The sequence below is a fragment of the Paenibacillus sp. FSL H3-0286 genome (genome assembly GCF_045040705.1).
GTDB lineage: Bacteria > Bacillota > Bacilli > Paenibacillales > Paenibacillaceae > Paenibacillus_AQ > Paenibacillus_AQ odorifer.
Map to the genome: position 1 here is coordinate 31,454 of NZ_CP150285.1, position 20,063 is coordinate 51,516.

Annotated in this window: 22 protein-coding genes and 1 riboswitch; of the genes, 21 read left to right on the forward strand and 1 reads right to left on the reverse strand. The window is 45.4% G+C overall.

Going from position 1 to position 20,063, the window contains the following annotated elements:
• The first annotated feature begins 51 nt into the window (after positions 1-51).
• From MHB37_RS00130 to rsmI, 9 genes are all read left to right on the forward strand, one after another.
• The gene (locus MHB37_RS00130) at positions 52-1,752 is read left to right on the forward strand and encodes an aminotransferase class I/II-fold pyridoxal phosphate-dependent enzyme (RefSeq protein WP_405168832.1); all 1,701 of its coding nucleotides are present in this window, start codon (positions 52-54) and stop codon (positions 1,750-1,752) included.
• Entirely contained in the window at positions 1,753-2,394 is a 642-nt protein-coding gene (tmk, locus tag MHB37_RS00135) for a dTMP kinase (protein WP_036678846.1), read from the forward strand.
• 126 nt (positions 2,395-2,520) lie between these two features.
• Positions 2,521-2,850, forward strand: a complete 330-nt coding sequence (locus MHB37_RS00140; RefSeq protein WP_036678844.1) for a cyclic-di-AMP receptor — start codon at positions 2,521-2,523, stop codon at positions 2,848-2,850.
• 51 nt (positions 2,851-2,901) lie between these two features.
• Positions 2,902-3,345, forward strand: coding sequence for a YaaR family protein (locus MHB37_RS00145; protein ID WP_036678842.1), 444 nt, complete (start codon positions 2,902-2,904; stop codon positions 3,343-3,345).
• Between the two features lie 17 nt (positions 3,346-3,362).
• Positions 3,363-4,337 (forward strand): DNA polymerase III subunit delta', encoded by a 975-nt coding sequence (gene holB, locus MHB37_RS00150; protein WP_076099912.1) that lies wholly within the window; start codon positions 3,363-3,365, stop codon positions 4,335-4,337.
• A 139-nt stretch (positions 4,338-4,476) separates the two neighbouring features.
• Positions 4,477-5,277, forward strand: a complete 801-nt coding sequence (locus MHB37_RS00155) for a stage 0 sporulation family protein (RefSeq protein WP_036678838.1) — start codon at positions 4,477-4,479, stop codon at positions 5,275-5,277.
• Between the two features lie 30 nt (positions 5,278-5,307).
• A complete protein-coding gene (gene yabA, locus MHB37_RS00160; RefSeq protein WP_036678835.1) occupies positions 5,308-5,673 on the forward strand; it encodes a DNA replication initiation control protein YabA in 366 nt (121 codons plus the stop codon).
• Between the two features lie 109 nt (positions 5,674-5,782).
• The gene (locus tag MHB37_RS00165; RefSeq protein ID WP_076296962.1) at positions 5,783-6,556 is read left to right on the forward strand and encodes a tRNA1(Val) (adenine(37)-N6)-methyltransferase; all 774 of its coding nucleotides are present in this window, start codon (positions 5,783-5,785) and stop codon (positions 6,554-6,556) included.
• Positions 6,553-7,464, forward strand: coding sequence for a 16S rRNA (cytidine(1402)-2'-O)-methyltransferase (gene rsmI / locus MHB37_RS00170; protein ID WP_076218452.1), 912 nt, complete (start codon positions 6,553-6,555; stop codon positions 7,462-7,464). The genes MHB37_RS00165 and rsmI overlap by 4 nt, the downstream gene beginning before the upstream one ends.
• A gap of 418 nt (positions 7,465-7,882) precedes the next feature.
• On the opposite strand, the gene MHB37_RS00175 is transcribed toward rsmI, so the two are convergent.
• Positions 7,883-8,137, reverse strand: a complete 255-nt coding sequence (locus MHB37_RS00175) for an AbrB/MazE/SpoVT family DNA-binding domain-containing protein (protein ID WP_036678829.1) — start codon at positions 8,135-8,137, stop codon at positions 7,883-7,885.
• A gap of 295 nt (positions 8,138-8,432) precedes the next feature.
• Between MHB37_RS00175 and MHB37_RS00180 the strand changes: the two genes are divergently transcribed.
• The 12 genes from MHB37_RS00180 to glmU all read left to right on the forward strand — a co-directional run bounded on the left by MHB37_RS00180 (position 8,433) and on the right by glmU (position 20,034).
• The gene (locus MHB37_RS00180) at positions 8,433-9,716 is read left to right on the forward strand and encodes an HD domain-containing protein (protein ID WP_405168833.1); all 1,284 of its coding nucleotides are present in this window, start codon (positions 8,433-8,435) and stop codon (positions 9,714-9,716) included.
• 51 nt (positions 9,717-9,767) lie between these two features.
• Positions 9,768-10,538, forward strand: a complete 771-nt coding sequence (locus tag MHB37_RS00185; RefSeq protein ID WP_036678823.1) for a TatD family hydrolase — start codon at positions 9,768-9,770, stop codon at positions 10,536-10,538.
• Between the two features lie 198 nt (positions 10,539-10,736).
• Positions 10,737-10,966, forward strand: a riboswitch (cyclic di-AMP (ydaO/yuaA leader).
• A 285-nt stretch (positions 10,967-11,251) separates the two neighbouring features.
• Complete coding sequence (locus tag MHB37_RS00190; protein ID WP_076105834.1) at positions 11,252-12,418, forward strand: 3D domain-containing protein; 1,167 nt, start codon at positions 11,252-11,254, stop codon at positions 12,416-12,418.
• A gap of 176 nt (positions 12,419-12,594) precedes the next feature.
• Positions 12,595-13,146 carry a ribonuclease M5 gene (rnmV, locus tag MHB37_RS00195; protein ID WP_036678817.1) on the forward strand — a complete coding sequence of 184 codons (552 nt, stop codon included), beginning with the start codon at positions 12,595-12,597 and terminating at the stop codon, positions 13,144-13,146.
• A complete protein-coding gene (gene rsmA / locus MHB37_RS00200) occupies positions 13,143-14,027 on the forward strand; it encodes a 16S rRNA (adenine(1518)-N(6)/adenine(1519)-N(6))-dimethyltransferase RsmA (protein WP_036678815.1) in 885 nt (294 codons plus the stop codon). The genes rnmV and rsmA overlap by 4 nt, the downstream gene beginning before the upstream one ends.
• Before the next feature lie 164 nt (positions 14,028-14,191).
• On the forward strand, positions 14,192-15,094 hold the full coding sequence (gene yabG, locus MHB37_RS00205; RefSeq protein WP_036678813.1) for a sporulation peptidase YabG: 903 nt from the start codon (positions 14,192-14,194) through the stop codon (positions 15,092-15,094).
• A gap of 276 nt (positions 15,095-15,370) precedes the next feature.
• Positions 15,371-15,646: a biofilm formation stimulator Veg gene (veg, locus tag MHB37_RS00210; protein WP_019914493.1), complete on the forward strand. Its 276-nt coding sequence runs from the start codon at positions 15,371-15,373 to the stop codon at positions 15,644-15,646.
• A 143-nt stretch (positions 15,647-15,789) separates the two neighbouring features.
• Positions 15,790-15,966 carry a small, acid-soluble spore protein, alpha/beta type gene (locus tag MHB37_RS00215; protein ID WP_036678812.1) on the forward strand — a complete coding sequence of 59 codons (177 nt, stop codon included), beginning with the start codon at positions 15,790-15,792 and terminating at the stop codon, positions 15,964-15,966.
• Between the two features lie 140 nt (positions 15,967-16,106).
• Complete coding sequence (gene ispE, locus MHB37_RS00220) at positions 16,107-16,961, forward strand: 4-(cytidine 5'-diphospho)-2-C-methyl-D-erythritol kinase (RefSeq protein WP_076194958.1); 855 nt, start codon at positions 16,107-16,109, stop codon at positions 16,959-16,961.
• A 75-nt stretch (positions 16,962-17,036) separates the two neighbouring features.
• On the forward strand, positions 17,037-17,864 hold the full coding sequence (gene purR / locus MHB37_RS00225; RefSeq protein WP_036678807.1) for a pur operon repressor: 828 nt from the start codon (positions 17,037-17,039) through the stop codon (positions 17,862-17,864).
• Between the two features lie 209 nt (positions 17,865-18,073).
• Positions 18,074-18,361: a septation regulator SpoVG gene (spoVG, locus tag MHB37_RS00230; RefSeq protein WP_020425826.1), complete on the forward strand. Its 288-nt coding sequence runs from the start codon at positions 18,074-18,076 to the stop codon at positions 18,359-18,361.
• Between the two features lie 272 nt (positions 18,362-18,633).
• On the forward strand, positions 18,634-20,034 hold the full coding sequence (gene glmU / locus MHB37_RS00235) for a bifunctional UDP-N-acetylglucosamine diphosphorylase/glucosamine-1-phosphate N-acetyltransferase GlmU (protein WP_076138495.1): 1,401 nt from the start codon (positions 18,634-18,636) through the stop codon (positions 20,032-20,034).
• Positions 20,035-20,063: the final 29 nt, after the last annotated feature.

The following is a 20,063-nucleotide window of genomic DNA, read 5'->3' on the forward strand; positions in this document are numbered from 1 at the left end:
TTCTGAATATTTACGTTAAAATAGAAGGAACCCTATGGGAAGGAATTTAATATGAATAAATTACAACGATGTAGGGCACCTGTATACGAAATGCTGGAGCAATATAGAATTGTGGGTAATATATCTTATCATGTGCCGGGACATAAAAATGGAGCGGCATATGACGGCGTAGAAGGCGCTGGGTTTCTAGATGAGGTCATGAAGTACGATGTTACGGAGATTACCGGTACGGATGATCTTCATCATCCTGAGGGAGTCATTAAGGAAGCACAGGAGTTGGCTGCGGATTGCTTTGGAGCAGAGGAGAGTTTTTTTCTAGTTGGCGGAAGTACGGCGGGTAACCTGGCGCTGATTCTAACGGCTTGCCCCGAGCCAGGAATGATTCTGATTCTTCAACGAAATGTGCATAAATCAGTGATTCATGGTCTTATGTTAGCTGGAGTGAGGGCTGTTTTCGTCGAGCCGCTAATTGATCCACTCAGCGGCTTGGCAGTAGCGCCGGCGGCAGAAGCTGTTGAGGCTGCACTTGCAGCCTATCCTGAAGCCGCCGCTGTATTTGTCACCATGCCCAATTACTACGGCATGGGCAGTGACCTTGCGCCCCTCGCACGTATTTGCCACGACAGCGGAGTACCGCTGCTTGTCGATGAAGCGCATGGGGCGCATTACGGGCAGCACCCGGCACTGCCTGCCGGGGCGCTTGCTTGTGGCGCGGACGGCGTAGTGCAGTCCACGCACAAGATGCTCACTGCGATGACCATGGGCGCTATGCTGCATGTTCAAGGGCAGCGGCTCGACCGCGCCCTGCTCTCGCAGCGGCTCGCCATGGTGCAGAGCTCCAGCCCATCATATCCTATGATGGCGTCGCTTGATCTTGCCCGGCGGCTGCTGCACAGCCGGGGCAGCGAGGCTTTCACGGCGGGGCTGGCCGCCGTGGATGTCCTGCGGCGCGGCCTTGCCGAGCTGCCGCGCTATGGATTGGTGCAGCCGGCAGAGCCGCTGCACGACGGCACGCCGCTGCACGACGGCACGCCGCTGCACGACGGCACGCCGCTGCACGACGGCACGCCGCTGCACGACGGCACGCCGCTGCACGACGGCACGCCGCTGCACGACGGCACGCCGCTGCACGACGGCACGCCGCTGCACGACGGCACGCCGCTGCACGACGGCACGCCGCTGCATAAGGCGGCGTACGAGACGCAGGACCCCTTCAAAGTCGTCATTTATGACGCCACCGGGGTCCTAGGCGGTTTCGAGCTGCAGCGCAGGCTCGAGGCTAAGGGCTGTGTGCCGGAGATGAGTGACGACCGGCACGTAGTGCTGCTGTTCAGCCTCGGTTCGAAGGCTGAAGATGCAGCAAGGTTATTGCAGGCGCTGCGGGAAATAGATTCGGAGGTTACATCCGAATCACCGCACACCGCTGGCATTTCAGAATCTCAAAATATTTCCACGTGGAACAATTTGAATGTTTTACAAATCTCAGCACCTGTTCCCTTCTCTTTGAAGCCGGTGTCAGCCAATGAGGTAGAAAGTATTAATCTTGAACACAGCGTGGGGAGAGTAGCTGCAGAAATGGTAATTCCCTATCCACCAGGCATTCCATTATTATATCCGGGTGAGGTCATCACAGATCAGATACAGCAAAGACTGACTGGTTTAGCTTATGGAGGCGCGAAGTTCCAGGCTTGTGCTGATCCGGTCTTACAGCGTATTAAGGTATACAACATTCAGAAGGGCGGAGAAGTATAAGTGGGCAAAGAAGGTTTCTTTATAACATTAGAAGGGGGCGAAGGCTCCGGAAAAACAACGGTTCTGGGCAGAGTAGCAGCATATTTGCAGAATCGGTCCATGCCCTATCGAATTACACGTGAACCTGGAGGCATAGAAATCGCCGAAAAAATTCGCTCTATTATTCTGGATCCTGCCCATACTGCAATGGATGCACGTACAGAGGCATTGCTGTACGCTGCATCAAGAAGCCAACATCTCGCTGAAGTAGTAGAGCCGGCTCTTAGAGAAGGGCTTACAGTCCTCTGTGACCGCTTTGTAGACAGCAGTCTCGTTTATCAAGGACATGCAAGAGGATTAGGTATGGAAGAGGTGTGGAGTATTAACCGTTTTGCTATTGGAAATCGCATGCCCGATCTAACCTTTTATCTGGATGTAGACCCTGAGATTGGATTATCACGGATTGCGGCCAATCAAGATCGCGAAGTCAATCGTCTGGATATGGAGAGTCTTGCCTTTCATCAGAAGGTTCGTGAAGGTTATCATTTATTAATTAAGGCGAATCCGGAGAGAATAGTAGTTCTTGATGCAAACCGCCCTATTCATCTGGTAGAACAAGATATCGTGAGAACTCTTGAAGAGAGAGTATTAAAGGGTTTTTAGGGTGTTTTGTCTAATATAATAAGAGAAGTGGCATATAACTAAGCGTTTGCTTATGAAGTGAGGTTACTACTAAGAACACATTAAGTAGTAATACTCCATAAAACTTTTTTGGGAGGGAATGCGAAGATGAAGTTGATCATTGCAATTATCCAGGATAAAGACAGTAACCGGTTATCCAGTGAGCTAGTAAAAGCCAATTTCCGTGCTACCAAACTCGCAAGTACAGGTGGATTTCTGCGGGCGGGAAATACGACATTTATGATTGGGGTAGAGGACAGTCAGATCGAAGCTGTGTTGAATGTTATCCGTAACAGCTGTAAAGTGCGTGAACAACTAGTCACTCCAGTAACTCCGATGAGTGGCACGACCGATTCCTATTTACCGCTCCCTGTTGAAGTACAGGTCGGTGGCGCTACTGTATTCGTGCTTCCTGTAGATCGTTTCGAACATTATTAAGTATAATATAAATGAGCAAGTCATTTACAAAAAAGGGGCGGTAGATAACCTTTGAAGATCAATCCGGGATATAGGCCCTTAAAGAGTGAGCTTCCAAATGCAGAAGGGGCTAATAAGCCTGTTCAGCAGAAATCGTTCTCTGACGTTTTTCAGCAGCAAGGTGAACAGAAAACCAAAGATGAACTAAACCGCCAGATCAAAGAAATACAGTCACAAGGCGACCGTTTATCTAAGTCTATGACCATTCGTGAACTCACCATTTACCGGATGATGATCAAAAGGTTTCTGGAAGAAACCGCTCGTAGAGGCGTTATACTGAAAGAGACACGTGGATGGGATAGACGTGGGCGGGGTAAGCGTTACAAGCTGCTTGAGGAAATTGATGCGGCTTTGCTATCTATGGCAGACGATCTGCTGAATAGTGAGCAGGGCCGAATAGATCTGTTGGGACGTGTTGGAGAAATTCGTGGGTTGTTAATCAACCTTTCTTTTTAAAGTTTTGGGAGGAAATTATGCCTTTTCATGATATAGTAGGCCAGGAGCATGCTAAACGGCTACTCCAAAATGCCTTGCGCAAGGATGCTGTGAGCCATGCTTATTTATTTACAGGACCAGCAGGCAGTGGACAAATGAAGACGGCGCTGATGTTTGCCCAAGCAATTTTTTGCACGGAAAGCAAGGATGACGCCTGTGGCGAATGTCTAGAGTGCCGAAAGGTTGAGCATGGAAACCATCCTGATTTGTCATTGCTGCAGCCCGACGGTGCAAGCATAAAAATAGACCAGATCCGTGAGCTGCAGCGTGTCTTTTCCTATCGATCTGAGGGTGTGAATCCAAAGGTTTATATTATAGATGGGGCAGACAAAATGACGGTACAAGCTGCCAATAGTTTGTTGAAGTTTCTGGAAGAACCGCCAGCTCCGGCAGTGGGAATCCTAATATCTGATAATAGTCGTTCTTTATTGCCGACGATTCAGTCACGGACTCAGCGGATCCCATTTAGTCCGTTAAATCCGGATATTATGCTTCAAGCGCTAGCAAGTGAGGGTGTGCCGATCCCCTTAGCTCGATGTGCAGTATCACTCAGTTCGGGACTTGATGGTTGCAGGGAACTTTTGGAACAGAATTGGTTTGCAGAAATGAGAAATCTAGTGTTACAATTAGCTAAGGAGTCCTTAAGCAAGGGCAGCTCCACGGTAGCAACTGCCGGGCAGAAGCTGTTCAAGACTGGGCTCGCTGAACATTTGGATATCCTTTTCAGCATGTTCCATCTATGGTTTAAAGATATGCTCTACTTCCTGTACCGCAAGCACGAAAGTATCGTTTTTATAGATCAGTTAGACTTTATTTCCAGGCATGCCCGTGGGCGCAGTGCGGAACAATGGGTGGCTTATATGGGATATGCTGCAGAGAGTACTAAGAAGCTGCGTTCCAATGCCAATGCCCAGTTGTGTCTGGAGCAGTTCTTAATCCGACTGGAAAGTTAAAGGATTAGCAATGATATATCCTCCGGATGTCGCTTTACCTGGAAGTATCGTTTTAACAGACGAGGAAGGACAAGCATGGATCATCAGGGAGCGGACATGCCCATAGGTTCCTTTTACCGGCAAACAAGGGGGTTAATTTTTGTACAGCGTAGTAGGTGTCCGTTTTAAAAAAGCGGGTAAAATATATTATTTTGATCCACTTGATTTTCCGATTGAACGAGATCAATGTGTTATTGTTGAGACAGCACGTGGGGTGGAATACGGTAAGGTTGTCGTAGGCAAAAAAGAGGTGGAGGAGTCCGATGTTGTACTACCCCTCAAAAAAGTGATGCGTATTGCCGGAGAAACCGACGCACGCGTTGTTGAGGAGAACAAAAGCGCCGCTAAGGAGGCTTTTACCACCTGTTTAAATAAAATACGCGACCACGGTCTCAAAATGAAGCTCGTAGATGTAGAGTTTACTTTTGACCGTAATAAGATTATATTTTACTTTACGGCTGAAGGACGCGTTGACTTTAGAGAATTGGTTAAGGATCTGGCAAGTATTTTTCGGACCCGCATTGAGCTTCGGCAAATTGGGGTACGTGATGAAGCTAAGATGCTAGGTGGACTTGGACCTTGTGGACGAGTGCTTTGCTGCTCCTCTTGGTTAGGGGATTTTGAACCCGTATCCATAAAAATGGCCAAGGATCAGAACCTTTCACTTAATCCGACGAAGATTTCCGGACTTTGTGGACGTCTGATGTGTTGTTTGAAATTTGAGCATGACAATTATGAGAGTGTAAAGGAAGAAATGCCAGCGGTCGGCAAGATTGTCGTGACCTCATTGGGGGATGGCAAAGTAGTAGGAATCAATGCCGGAAACCGTACGGTTCATGTACAGTTGTTTGAAGTGGGCAAAGTTAAGGAACTTCCAATGGATGATGTTGTCGTCAAGTAAACCATATAAGGTTACTTTCGGGGTGGAAACTTGGAGAAGAAAAATATATTTGCACACATGCAGGATATGGAAGCGCAGATGGAAACGATGCGCGCCAATCTTGGAGAATGGAAACAGACGGTAAAAGAACTGATGGAAGCTAACCAGAGGTTAACTCTGGAGAATGAACAGCTTCGCAAAATTTTAAAGCGGGATGCACCTTTGGATCCTACCGTAGATTCTGCGGAGGCGGAAGCTCTTTTAGCTACCGGAGAGGGAACAGAAGAGGTTGTCGGGGAAGGTTATGACAACTTGGCTCGACTTTACCACGAAGGCTTTCACATCTGTAATGTTTATTTTGGACATTTACGCACGGAAGGTGACTGTCTGTTCTGTCTTTCTTTTCTTAATAAATGAGGATATCCAGCCGTAGGAGATTAATCCTACGGTTTTTTTTGAATTTTAGCCAATAGGCATATGCCTTTGAAACAAGTTTTTCTCATCAAAACCTTTAGGAGATTATTACATGACGAATTCTTTTAATGATATATCTGTCCCCTTGTTACCGACGGAGCGGGTGGATGATTTACTAACACATGACCTGCACATTATTCAAAGTGATGAAGTATTTAGTTTTTCTATGGATGCTGTATTGCTTGCTCGTTTCGCCAGTGTTCCGCCACGTGGAAGAGTTCTAGATCTTTGTACGGGAAATGGTGTAATACCGATTTTAATGACTACCCGGACAAAAGCTTCTATAGAAGGCATTGAAATACAACCTCGTTTAGCTGATATGGCTCGTCGTAGCGTGGCTCTAAATGGCCTTCAGGATCAGGTTGTAATTCATGAAGGTGATTTGCGCGAGTTATATACTACCGCAGGACATGGGGTGTATGATGCAATAACGGTGAACCCTCCTTATATGCCGCTTAATGGCAGTGATCTGAAGCTGAACAACCATCAAGCTATGGCTCGCCATGAGATAGGCTGTACACTGGAGGAGGTCATTCAGGCTTGTGTGCGATTGGTTCGGACGGGCGGAAAGGTAAGTATGGTTCATAAACCACAACGGTTGGTTGATATTATCAGTCTCATGAGACAATATAGACTCGAGCCAAAGATTATTCGGTTTGTACATCCACGTGCCCATCTGGAGGCAAATATGGTATTAATCGAAGCCGCACGTGATGGAAAGCCTGAGGTTCGTTTACAACCACCGCTCATCGTATATAATGAGGACAATCAATACTGTCCAGAGATTATGGACATCTACTATGGTGCTAAAGAGGGTAAATCATGACGATATCATGCCAAAGCAGTTTTCAAAACAAGACTAATACCAGTACTCAGGAGACAATAGGGTCGCTTTTTCTGGTGGCTACACCTATCGGTAATCTGGAGGATATGACCTATCGTGCAGTCCGTACATTGCAGGAATGTGATATTATTGCCGCGGAAGATACGAGACAGACCCGAAAATTACTCAGCCACTTTGAGATTTCACCTTCGATGTTGTTTAGTTATCATGAGCATAATAAGGCCGCCAGTGGACCTGAGCTTGTACGCTATATAATAGAAGGAAAAAATTTGGCACTCGTCAGCGATGCCGGTTTACCAGCGATTTCTGACCCTGGAGCGGATCTTGTAGCCCTTGCTATAAGTCATGGAATTCCGGTGATTCCTATCCCTGGAGCTAACGCAGCGTTGTCAGCTTTGATCGCTTCTGGTCTATCTACGAATACGTTCACCTTTATCGGCTTTCTTCCCCGAGAGCGTAAGGACATCCGAACAGTATTAAGTCCACTTCGTTCGGCTCAAGGCACTTTGTTGTTCTACGAATCTCCCCATCGCGTAGTTAAGACACTTGCTCATCTTCAAGAAGCATTCGGTAATCGCCAGATTGTGTTGGCACGTGAATTAACGAAAAGATATGAGGAGTTTCTACGCGGTTCGATTGAGGAATGTACACTATGGCTGGCTGAACATCCTCCGCTAGGCGAATATGTTATTGTCGTAGAAGGGGAGAGCAAGGAAGATGCAGAAATCGCAGAATCGGCGTGGTGGCGTCAGTTAAGCATTGAAGATCATGTAGCTCATTACGAAGCACAGGATGTACCACGGAAAGAGGCTATGAAAAAAGCGGCATCAGACCGGGGTGTAGCCAAACGGGATATTTATAATGCGTTGCTTGATAGAGCAGAAGAGTAAGTGTTATAGACGAATTCCTAGAATAACTAAGGATTTTCGGAGCCGTTTCGAGCTTGAGTGATTTATCTGTGGGTTAAATGTAATTTGTACAGTTATATTGAATTTTTTTATGTATTTGTTCGTTTAGTTGTACTTCATACAGTTATAAAGGTGGAAAGGATTGATTTCACGGAGATATAGGAAATATAAGTGTACAAAATACAATTAATTCGTTTAATGGTAAAAAGCATTTAAAATAACTGTAAGAAATACAACTAAGTATTACTAGTTCCGTCTTGAAGCACATTGCCCTTAGGGAGGGGATAACCAGGAGGGCAAACCCAGACATAAAAAATACCTCCCGCGGTCACGGGAGGTCAAGGAGATATGAAAAGGTTAGAATTAACAATTTGATTAGTTCTATTATATACTATTTAATTTAGTTTGTCACAGGGGTAGGGATGGAAGATATGCATTCATGACAAACTATTTTTCCTTTAAAGTAAGTTACGTTCTCAGCGTTGCCACAGAAAATGCAGGCAGGCTCATACTTTTTAAGCATAATCCGTTCGCCATCAACGTAAATTTCCAGTGCGTCCTTTTCGCCAATGCCAAGTGTACGGCGTAATTCAATAGGAATAACAACCCGTCCAAGTTCGTCTACTTTTCTTACAATTCCTGTTGATTTCATCATAACAATCGTTACTCCTCTCAATGTTCCAAAAACGTCATTATTCGACATTGTTCACTGTTTTATGATACTTATAATACCAACGATTCCCAAATCAGTCAACCTTTTTTCATAGGCTGAATAAGAAAATTTCCATAAGAACTTTGAATGTCCCTATAAAAATTAAGAATTACCCTGAAAGCATTTTGTCGATTTACCAAGACCAAAAATGATACTTTTCGACAAAGTACGACATAATTACTTATTATATACTGATATTAGTTAAAATCATATTAAATTATTAGAAGGAGTTGATCTCATGAAGCAGCCGCTCACGGAAGAAAAAGTTTTCAAGGATCCCGTTCATAATTATATTCACGTACAGGATACGATTATTTGGCGACTAATTAATACAAAAGAATTTCAGCGTTTACGCCGGATTCGCCAGTTAGGTACCTCATATCTCACTTTTCATGGTGCAGAGCATAGTCGTTTTTCTCATTCTTTAGGAGTATATGAAATTACACGCAGAATCATTTCGCAATTTGAGCGCAGCGGGTATAAGGATTGGATTCCTGAAGAAAGTTTGCTTACTTTGTGTGCGGCTTTGCTGCATGATTTAGGGCATGGTCCATTTTCACATTCTATAGAAGAAGCTTTTGAAATGAACCATGAGGATTGGACCTGCCGAATTATTTTGGAGGACACGGAGATCACCGAAATATTGCGTGATGTGGAGGAAGATTTTCCTCGTAAAGTAGCCTCAGTTATCTCTAAGACATATCAGCATGAAATTGTTGTCAATTTGGTTTCCAGTCCGCTGGATGCTGATCGTATGGATTATTTGCTGCGTGATGCGTACTATACAGGTGTAAACTATGGAACCATCGACATTGATCGGATTTTGAGAATGCTTCGTCCTTATAATGGGCGGATTGTAGTAAAAGAATCAGGTATGCATGCCATTGAAGATTATTTAATGTCGCGTTATCAAATGTACTGGCAGGTATATTTTCATCCGGTGACGCGCAGCTCTGAAATTATTTTGCGTCAAATCTTCCGTAGAGCTAAAGAATTGTTCCAAGAGGAGTACAAATTTCGCTTTATGATCGCTCCGCTAGAAGATCTCTTTCGAGGAGAAGTAACAGTGAAGCAATATTTAATGCTTGATGAGGCACTGGTACAGACTGCTTTTATGCAATGGACACTTGAAGAAGATGAGTTATTAAGCGACTTGTGTACCCGTTTTATTCATCGTAAACTGTATAAATATGTAGAGATCGAGAATTTGGATACAGATATGATTACGGAAATCCGCAGCAGTTTTGCGGGAGCGGGACTTAACCCAGAATATGACTTAGAGATTGATTATCCGACAGATTTGCCTTATGATGTGTTCCGTCCAGGAGCAGCCTTCGACAATAATCAAATTTTACTGCTTGATCGCAATGAGCAATTGCGGGAAATTTCAGAGGTATCGGATATTGTGCGCTCAATAAGCGGAATTCATCGTGGCAGATATCACCTATATTTCCCACAGGATAAGCTGAAAAAAGCCCTTACACGGTTGCCCTCTTCTGTAGCAGAGATTTTTGCAAAATAATACAAATATTTATGGAACTATTGATAAAAACAACAAGGAGTGAGCTTTAAAATGTATCTGTTCGACACACATACACATTTAGATGCGCCTCAATTCGACGAGGATCGCGAGGAAGTTATAGCTCGTGCAGTAGAGGCCGGAGTTAGCAAGATGATCAATATTGGATTTAATCGGGAAACGATCCCTTCAACGATGAAGCTGGCTGAATCTTATGATTATATTTATGCAGCGGTGGGCTGGCATCCACAGGATGCGATTGATATGAAAGAGGGGGACCTCGATTGGATCGCCTCTCTTTGCAGCCATGAGAAAGTGGTGGCCATCGGAGAGATTGGGTTGGATTATTATTGGGATACCTCTCCCAAGGATGTGCAGCAGGAGGTCTTCCGCAAACAAATTGGACTAGCCCGTGAACTAAAAATGCCAATCTGTATACATGACCGTGATGCCCATGAAGATGTCGTACGGATTTTACGGGAGGAAAAAGCAAATGAAATTGGTGGCGTAATGCATTCTTTCTCAGGCAGCTGGGAAACCGCAAAAATGTGTCTAGACCTAGGATTTCATTTGTCATTTGGAGGACCGATCACGTTCAAAAATGCCAGAGTGCCTAAAGAGGTGCTTGCACAGACGCCATTGGACAGATTATTGATCGAAACAGACGCTCCATATTTGACTCCACACCCCTTCCGAGGCAAGCGAAATGAGAGTGCTCATGTGAAGTTAGTAGCAGAGGCTGCGGCTGAAATTAAAGGGTTAACATGGGAAGAATTGGCTAAAATTACGTATGCGAACGCACTGGAACGATTTGGGATTGTCTGAAAACAGGAGTAAAACGGGTGAAAAATAGAGAATGGCCGATATATTAAACTTTTTTAATATAAAAACGGCTGATTATTACAATATTTTAACCATATATTTGCGTAAACGTGGTTGAATCGTCCTTTACAACATGCATCAAAACAGGATATCATCTTTTCAGTGATGTGAGCTGTTGTTATTGTGACAGCCATTGATTCATGGATCGTCTCGCTGAGTCTCCGTATGGAGAACGGGGGAACCAATATTGAACTGCCGCATGCCTGTATCTTGAATACGACTAGGAATTGCCGCAGAACAATATTTGATTTCTTCACGTGGTCTTTGGGGTGAATTTAAGGGCAACCGCCGTGAGCGGGTGACCTGAAATAGGGCGTCTCTCTTTCGTCCGAACCCGACAGCTAACCCCGTAAGCGCAAGTAAGAGAGGCAACCTCGTGCACAAACATTCCCGCGTATTCTGACATCGGAGAAGCCACGAAAGAGTCCTCAAGAGAACTCTTTTTAGGCTTCTTTATTTTTGAATAAACTGAATGTTGCCCGCATACTGTTATATAACAGGTGTGGGAGTAGCTGTGCCGAGCAGGCGATCCATGAGCAGGAGACGCTAAGTTAATACGTGCGTATCCTGTGACAATCTCAAATAGTTTCGTCAAAGAAATTCAGTCCTCATGATATACAAATTGACGACGAGGCTATGTAAGGAGGATGGAGAGAATGGGCTTATTCCAACCAGAGGTATCCCATGATTCGCAGTCATCCAGCAGGTCTTTCGCATTACGGTGGGAGCAAGTAAATACTCGCGTACTTTTACTTGCAGGTGTGATTTCAATCGCAATCGCGCTGTTAATTCTGCTGTACGTACACGGTCAAAGTAATAAACAATTAGTTTTAGTAATAGACGGGCAAACACAGACACTTGAAACGCGAGAAGCACTTCTTGGTGATGTGTTGGAGAAAGAGCAAATTTCGCTGCAGCCGCATGATGAATTATCTTTAGGTCTGAGTGATGAAATAAAAGACGGTGACCGTGTCGTTATCAATCGTGCGCAGAAATTTAGCCTTACTGCGGACGGAGCAACAAAAACGTTATATACGACCGAAGACACTATCGGTCAAGCGATTGACAAACTGGGTATCAACCTAGAAGGCTATGATAAGATTTTTCCTTCGTTAGACACCACCATCTCTGCTGACATGGAGATTAAGATCGTTCGTATCAACAAGCAAACGGTACAGCGAACAACTAACTTACCTTTCCGTGTTATTAAGACAGCAGATCCCTCCCTTACTGTGGGAACAGTTAGAGTGGCACAGGCAGGCAAACCAGGCGTCATGGTTCAGCATATTGAAAAGATCTATCAAGACGGAGAACTGGCCTCTATGCGCATGATCGGCAAGGAAGTACAAACGGTAACAAAAGATAAGATCATTGCCGTTGGTACTAAAGCACTTCCTAAGCCTACTGTAGTTGCTAAAGCTACAACAACTTCCAAATCAAGCACTACCTCCAAAACGACTAAAGTTAGCGCTAAGACTAAGAACGTCACAAGCAAGGCTGGCGTAGACTTTGAGTACAAGAAGATGATTAAGAACGTCTCCATGACAGCTTATTCGTCAGAAGAGCCAGGGATAGGTACTAAAACTGCCTCCGGAACACGCGTAACGGAAGGTCGTACAATTGCAGTAGATCCGAATGTAATTCCTATTGGCTGGTGGGTTTATATCGATGGGCTTGGATTCCGCCGTGCAGAGGATACTGGCGGTGCCATTAAAGGCAATAAAGTGGATGTCTATTATGATTCCCTGAGCCATGCTCGTAATTTCGGCCGTAAATCACGTACCGTTTATGTGATTGGACCTGTGAAACCAGAGCTTAACTAGAACTGAAGCTTTTGCAAAAAATCCTTTGATAAGCTATAGTGATGATAACCGTTAAGGAACGCTGGATGATCATTTCGTTGATCGCAGAGCAACCGCTCATCACTTATACATTCTTTAACCAAAAGAAGAGGAGCGAATCCTCTTCTTTTTGCTTTTTTTGGAAGGAGTCAAGAAATATGATTAAGGAATTAATCGTCGTTGAAGGCAAAAGCGATACCGTAGCCATTAAGCGTGCTGTAGAAGCGGATACCATTGAGACAGGCGGCTCTGCTGTAAACCGGACTGTAATTGCTAAGATCGCGCTTGCTATGGAACGTAGAGGGGTTATTATTCTTACGGACCCGGACCATGCTGGGGAGCGAATTCGTAAAATCGTTTCAGCGAAGGTGCCGGGCTGCAAGCATGCTTTTATTCCAGAGAAGGACGCAACTCGAAAAGGGGATATCGGTGTAGAGAATGCATCGCCAGAGGCGATTCGTCATGCGCTGCGTAATGTACATACCTCTTTTGAAGGAGCACCTGCTTTGATTGGTATTGATGATCTTATGGCCGCTGGAATGCTTGTACACCCTCGGGCTGCTGAAAGACGTATGGCGCTTGGTAATTTGCTTGGAATCGGATATTGTAACGGCAAACAGCTGTACAAGCGGCTGGCGATGTTTGGGATTACGCGGGAGGAATTTGCCGGGGCTCTCGCCCAAATTGATCAGGGAGGCATTACTTCATGAGTGGTAGAGAGGAAATTTCGACTCCAAAACGGACCAAAGAGATTATTCAACGTTATGGATTCAAGTTCAAGAAAAGCCTGGGACAGAATTTTTTGATTGATCAAAATATTTTGGACAAGATTGTAGACGCTGCTGGACTAGATAGCGATTCTGGGGCGCTGGAGATCGGGCCGGGAATTGGAGCGCTGACGGAGCGTCTGGCACTAACAGCGGGTGCTGTAACTGCCGTAGAGATTGACCGTAGACTGATTCCAATATTAAAAGACGTACTTTCCCCCTATCCCCATGTTAAGGTTCGTAACGATGATGTCCTCAATGTGAACTTGCAGGAAATGTTCAAGGAAGATTTCACCACTGTGAACAAGGTCAGTGTGGTTGCTAACCTGCCTTATTATGTGACTACTCCGATTCTGATGAAGCTGCTCGAAGAGAAGCTTCCCCTTGATAACATCGTTGTAATGATTCAGAAGGAGGTTGCGGAGCGTATGGCTGCATCTCCAGGTGGAAAGGAATACGGAAGTCTTAGCATTGCCGTTCAGTACTACAGCGAGCCTGAGCTCGTCTGTATCGTGCCACGTACGGTATTCATCCCTCAACCTAATGTGGAGTCTGCTGTTATCCGTCTGAAGGTTAGAGAGCATCCTCCGGTAAAGGTGGAGAGTGAGAAGCATTTCTTTGAAGTGGTTCACGCTTCTTTCACACAGCGCCGCAAGACGATTGCTAACAATCTGAAGGCTCGTTACTTCCCTGAACAAGGACGTGAGCAGCTGGAGGCATTACTCGCAGAAGCGGGTATTGAACCGACCCGTCGCGGAGAAACACTCAGTCTTGAAGAATACGCCCGCTTAAGCGGTGTTTTGCTAGCCGCTGGAATTGAATAAGCAATAGGAAACGGTTGTTGTCTTAAGGACGACAACCGTTTCTCGTAGAAATATAAGGATGTTATTCTGGTGGAGCATTATACATTCTTATATTTTAAAAATATGTTGAGTTATGAACCAACTGAGGCCTTTGCCCATACGATGGGGTAGAGGTGGTGGTTGTAATGAATTTAGGAGACTTGGTCGTTCGCAAATCTTATGGCGGTGATTTAACATTTCGTGTAGATAATATTGTGCAGGATAGAGCCGTCATTAAAGGCACAGATTTCCGCCTGTTGGCGGATTCTCCTCTGGATGACCTGGTTCAAGTGCCTCCTACCCGAATAACGGAACGGGGACAGCAAGCACAGATCAAAGCGAAGGAATCACTGACACAGCTGCGGAAGGACCGTCAGGAGCAAAGTCAGCGGAGCGGGGGAACCCTAACAGAGGGGACATGGGCTCCACCGTCCAAGGAAGCTCCTTATTTTGAAGTGCCAGGTAAAGTACTGCATCTGGATGGCGATCCGGCATATTTGAATAAGAGCCTTAGCTTATACGAGCAGCTGCGGATTCCCGCTGAAGGGCATCATGTTCATGAATCTGCAATGGCTGATACGTTATACCGGCTGTTGCCCCGTGTACGCCCAGATATTGTAGTGATCACTGGTCATGATGGGGTACTGAAGCAACAGCATACTTACGATCTGTATAGTCTGAATAGCTATAAAAATTCGCAAAACTTTATAGCTGCTATTAGGGTAGCTAGGGAGTATGAGCGGAATTTTGATGCGTTGACTATTGTTGCCGGTGCTTGTCAATCTCATTTCGAGGCCTTACTTGGAGCTGGAGCTAATTTTGCCAGTTCACCTGGTCGAATTTTGATCCATGCTCTGGATCCCGTGTATGTAGCAGCAAAATCATCCTTTACTTCCATCAGGGATACTGTAAATCTTAGCGATGTTCTGAATAATACCATCAGCGGCAATCAGGGTATTGGTGGTGTTGAGACCCGTGGCAGCTTCCGCATCGGAATGCCGCGACTGCAGAATCTGTCGGCGCTAAAAGTGACACCATCAGCCATTTAAGCGGCAGAGATAGGTCTATGGTGTCAGGAATATAGGTAATTTGAATGGGCTGAATAGAATATCCGAAAGAAAGGGTGAGCGCTGAGCTTAACCCTTTCTTTTTTTCTTTGTAATGCCTATATTACAGATAACAAGGATATTAGTCCGGCGCTGATTTCTCGCAAAAAAATTCCGTTGACAACGAAATATGCATCAACTATAATTAATTATTTATTTGCTTTGACATTGTCCTGAAAAAGTTGTATAATGGACAAGAAAAGAGGTGGTCGTCAGGTAATGGCTAATAACGCGCTGTTGGAAATCAAACGCAGTCTTGAAGCTCACGTCGGTCATAAGATCACATTGCGTGCAAACGGAGGTCGTCGTAAAACCGTTGAACGCACAGGTGTCCTGGAAGAAACGTACCCTTCTGTATTTATTGTCAAACTGGATCAGGAGCAGCAAACTTTTAAGCGAGTCTCCTATAGCTATGCCGATATACTTACTGAATCTGTGGAAATCACAGTTTGTGAAGACGATGGGCAGATGCGGATTATGTATATTAAAGCTTAATGTTTCACGAACAGTCTCCCTTGGAGGCTGTTTTTTGTTTGCGTTTTTTGGGACAAATATTTGGTGCATGATCCGTGTGCTAAGCAAGCATACTAATTGGGCAACGGGTTAATCATTTATTTTCATAAGGGAGGAATTCCGTAATGAGCCGCAGAAAACGAGGCATGATGTCGGAGGAATTGAAGACAGAGTTAGCCAAGGAGCTGGGTTTTTATGAAACCGTGGAACGTGAGGGCTGGGGTGGAATTACAACTCAAGACGCTGGCAACATGGTGAAAAAAGCGATACAGCTTGCTGAACAGGCTGCGCGGAAATCTTAAATTTTAGGCTATAAAGTGAATATTACTGAAAAAGGGTGCGTCTAAATGGCGACACCCTTTTATTATTGGACTTCATTAGAAGTTTCTCATATAATATGTTAAGTTGTTTTTACGGGAAAAGCTGAAGGTGGGTGAACGCCTTGAAAATGTATGAAAAGGCACCAGCTAAAATTAATTTGATGCTGGATGTGCTGCACAAACGTGCTGACGGTTTTCATGAGGTGGAAATGATTATGACCATGGTAGATTTAGCAGACCGCTTAGAGCTGTCTGAGCTGCCAAGGGATACTATTATAATATCAAGTCAGGCTGGTTATATTCCCCTGGACGAGAAAAATTTAGCTTTCCAGGCGGCAAGGCTTATTAAAGACCGTTATAACGTGAAGAATGGGGTACATATCCATCTGGATAAAAGAATTCCGGTTGCGGCTGGCCTGGCTGGCGGCAGCAGTGATGCCGCAGCTACGCTACGCGGTCTAAACCGTCTGTGGCGTCTGGGTATTCCTGCGCAGGAGCTACAGGAGCTTGGCGCTGAGCTGGGTTCTGATGTACCTTTCTGCGTCACAGGCGGCACAGCCTTGGCTACAGGACGAGGCGAAAAGCTGACACCAATCAATAACCCGCCACAATGCTGGGTTGTGTTGGCGAAACCACCGATCAATGTATCGACTGCAGAAGTGTATGGACGCGTTCGGAGCAATAATATAGCGGTTCATCCTTCTGCTCGAAAGATGCAGCAAGCGATAGAAGCTGGAGACTTTGGGGGCGTGTGCAACCATCTGGGCAACGTGCTTGAAGATGTTACCCTAAAGCTGCATCCAGAGGTTCAGCAGCTTAAGGAAGCGATGATAAAGCTTGGAGCAGATGGCGTACTGATGTCAGGCAGCGGACCTACCGTATTCGGGTTAGTGTCCAAGCAGTCTAAAGTAGCAAGGATTTACAACGGACTGCGAGGGTTCTGCAAGGAAGTCTACGCAGTGAGATCACTGAATTAGTCTGCTTCTCTTGTGTAAACCCGTACAAAAGTGATATATTTTTCTAAAATATTCGGTTTTGGCGAGGAGCATTCCGTGAAGAAATTAAAAAGAAGCCAACGTTTGGTAGACATGACTCAGTTTTTACTTGAGCGGCCGCATGAACTACTGCCGCTGTCTATATTTGCCGATCGCTATGGAGCGGCTAAGTCCTCCATTAGTGAAGATTTGGCAATCATAAAAGAAGTATTTGAAGGTGAAGGCATCGGAGAGCTGCAGACTTTAGCTGGTGCAGCGGGTGGAGTACGTTATATCCCGGTTATGCCTAAAGATATGGCGCTTACCTTTGTGCAGCGCTTATGTGTGCAGCTAGAGCAGACTGACCGGATATTGCCTGGCGGTTATTTGTATATGTCGGATCTACTTGGGTTGCCGTCTTTGATGGAACAGGCGGGTAAGATCATCGCAACGGCCTTTTACGGATCGGAAATCGATGTGGTGATGACCGTTGAAACGAAAGGCATTCCACTAGCCTATGCAACAGCAGCACAGCTAGGCTTGCCGGTAGTGCTTGTGCGACGTGACCATCAGGTTACAGAGGGATCAGCAGTAAGTATTAACTACGTATCAGGATCTCATAAAAGCATACACACAATGTCTCTCTCCAGACGTGCACTCAAGGAGAAATCGCGAGTACTTATCGTAGATGACTTCATGAAGGCGGGAGGGACTGTACGTGGTATGGTCGATCTGCTCGGTGAATTTAATGCCGAGGTTGCAGGGGTAGGCGTTTTAGTGGAATCAGGCGCTGTAGAGACGGAAGAGCGTCTGTTGCACGATTACGTGTCCTTGGTAAAACTAAGTGAAGTAGACTCGAAAGAGCGGAGAATTTCGGCGCATCCGGGCAACTACTTTTCCTCTTGATTAGCCATTCTCTTACATTTTCAAAAAGCGTGGAAATTGTCGAAAACGTAAGGAATATTAAGAAAACTACTCGATGTATGTCGAAAACAACATATCCCAAAAAATATATTTCTTTTTTAGGTATTTTATGGAATCAAAAAGAAGGAATTCGCTTTGCTGTGTGGAATTATACACCAAGTCTCTGATGGAAAAAGGTGGTGAACACACACATGCAAATTACGGATGTCAGACTCCGCCGCGTTAACTCTGAGGGGAGAATGAAAGCAATCGCATCCATTACCATCGATAACGAGTTTGTTGTTCATGACATTCGCGTCATCGATGGCAATAATGGGATGTTTGTTGCAATGCCCAGCAAGCGTACACCGGACGGCGAATTCCGCGATATCGCGCACCCGATCTCTTCGGGAACACGCGAGAAGATTCAATCCGCGGTTCTGGCCGAGTACGATCGCGCCGCTACGGAAGAAGAAGAAGTTATTGAAGAGGGAGCTTAGGCTTCCTCGGAAGACGGCTACCTTTTGGGTGGCGTAGGATCCGCCGTTTTTGATAAGATCACACCGACATACACTTCATGAATTAGCAGCCTGATCTTGCAAGAAAAGCTATTGCTGGTGAAGGATTTGACGACATCTTCGAAAGGCAGCGATAAATGCTTTTCTAACTTGGGGTTTATAGAAAAGAGAACCATGACTTCATGGTTCTCTTTTCTTTTTGCCCGGAATGAGATATATTCAGTAGTGAGTTCAAGAGTAGGAGGTTGGCATTCTTGAAAAGAATGGCTGTAGTACTTGCCGCAGGTCAAGGCAAGCGAATGAAATCTAAATTATATAAGGTGCTGCACCCCGTTTGCGGTAAGCCGATGGTAGGGCACGTGCTTGATACAGTAAAAGCGACCGGATGCCAGCGCACCGTTGTTGTTGTTGGGCATGGCGCAGAGAAAGTTAAGGCCTATGTAGGTGAAGGAGCGGAATACGTTCTGCAGGAAACTCAGCTCGGCACTGGCCATGCTGTCAAACAAGCAAAGGATTTACTTGCTGGCGAAGAAGGAACAACTATAGTTATTTGTGGAGACACACCACTCGTAACCACGGAGACCCTGGAAGGACTCATGGCGCTTCATGAACAGCGTAATGCGGCTGCAACCGTATTGACAGCTGTTATGGAAAAGCCTACAGGCTACGGAAGAATTATTCGTGGTGAAGATGGCGGCGTTCTGAAGATTGTAGAGCAGAAGGATTGCACTACTGAAGAAGATGCCGTTCAAGAAATCAATACAGGCACTTATTGTTTTGATAATGCTAAATTATTTGCTGCACTCGAGAAGGTAACGAACAGTAATAACCAGCAGGAGTATTATTTGACTGATGTGATTGGGATTCTTCGTTCACAAGGGGATACCGTACTAGGATATCAGACCCATGACGCAGCTGAGTCTATCGGCGTTAATGATCGTTTAGCTTTGTCCGAAGCGGAAGCCTTTATGCGTCAACGTATTAATCGTAAACACATGCTGGGCGGTGTGACCATCATTGATCCAGCCTCCACTTATATCGGAGCAGATGTAGTTATCGGATCAGATACTACGCTTTATCCAGGAACCATCCTGAAAGGGAAGACTGTAATCGGGGACAATTGTGTGATCGGACCGGCTAGTGAAATCGAAGACTGTCAGATTATGGATGATGCAACGATTAAGCAGTCCGTATTGAATCAAGCTCAAGTCGGCGCACGGACAACCGTTGGGCCTTTTGCCTATTTGCGTCCAGGCTCTGTGCTTGGAGAAGAAGTTAAGGTTGGAGATTTCGTCGAGATCAAGAATGCTACTATTGGTGACGGTTCAAAAGTGTCACATCTTAGTTATGTCGGCGACGCATCTGTAGGTAAGAATGTAAACGTCGGGTGCGGTGCGATTACCGTTAACTACGACGGGTATAATAAATTCAAGACAACAATCGCAGACGATGCCTTTATTGGCAGTAATGTTAACCTTATTGCTCCAGTTACTGTGGGCAAAGGGGCTTTTGTTGTAGCAGGTTCGACAATTACACGTTCCGTTTCCGAGAACGATCTGGCTGTAGCTAGAGTAAGACAAGAGAACAAACCGGGATATGCAGAGAAGATCCGTTCCCGTGCAAAAGCGAAGAAAGACCACTCGAGTCCATCGTAAAGCGTTGCTAAGAAGCGCCGGACGGACTT

Bases quoted from the DNA above. Each gene is read 5' to 3' on its own strand.
- MHB37_RS00130 (WP_405168832.1), top strand. From the start codon at position 52: ATGAATAAATTACAACGATGTAGGGCACCTGTATACGAAATGCTGGAG.
- veg (WP_019914493.1), top strand. From the start codon at position 15,371: ATGGCTAATAACGCGCTGTTGGAAATCAAACGCAGTCTTGAAGCTCAC.
- MHB37_RS00175 (WP_036678829.1), bottom strand. From the start codon at position 8,137: ATGATGAAATCAACAGGAATTGTAAGAAAAGTAGACGAACTTGGACGG.
- spoVG (WP_020425826.1), top strand. From the start codon at position 18,074: ATGCAAATTACGGATGTCAGACTCCGCCGCGTTAACTCTGAGGGGAGA.
- MHB37_RS00190 (WP_076105834.1), top strand. From the start codon at position 11,252: ATGGGCTTATTCCAACCAGAGGTATCCCATGATTCGCAGTCATCCAGC.
- MHB37_RS00185 (WP_036678823.1), top strand. From the start codon at position 9,768: ATGTATCTGTTCGACACACATACACATTTAGATGCGCCTCAATTCGAC.
- MHB37_RS00165 (WP_076296962.1), top strand. From the start codon at position 5,783: ATGACGAATTCTTTTAATGATATATCTGTCCCCTTGTTACCGACGGAG.
- rnmV (WP_036678817.1), top strand. From the start codon at position 12,595: ATGATTAAGGAATTAATCGTCGTTGAAGGCAAAAGCGATACCGTAGCC.
- holB (WP_076099912.1), top strand. From the start codon at position 3,363: ATGCCTTTTCATGATATAGTAGGCCAGGAGCATGCTAAACGGCTACTC.
- MHB37_RS00215 (WP_036678812.1), top strand. From the start codon at position 15,790: ATGAGCCGCAGAAAACGAGGCATGATGTCGGAGGAATTGAAGACAGAG.
- rsmI (WP_076218452.1), top strand. From the start codon at position 6,553: ATGACGATATCATGCCAAAGCAGTTTTCAAAACAAGACTAATACCAGT.
- rsmA (WP_036678815.1), top strand. From the start codon at position 13,143: ATGAGTGGTAGAGAGGAAATTTCGACTCCAAAACGGACCAAAGAGATT.
- yabG (WP_036678813.1), top strand. From the start codon at position 14,192: ATGAATTTAGGAGACTTGGTCGTTCGCAAATCTTATGGCGGTGATTTA.
- MHB37_RS00180 (WP_405168833.1), top strand. From the start codon at position 8,433: ATGAAGCAGCCGCTCACGGAAGAAAAAGTTTTCAAGGATCCCGTTCAT.
- MHB37_RS00140 (WP_036678844.1), top strand. From the start codon at position 2,521: ATGAAGTTGATCATTGCAATTATCCAGGATAAAGACAGTAACCGGTTA.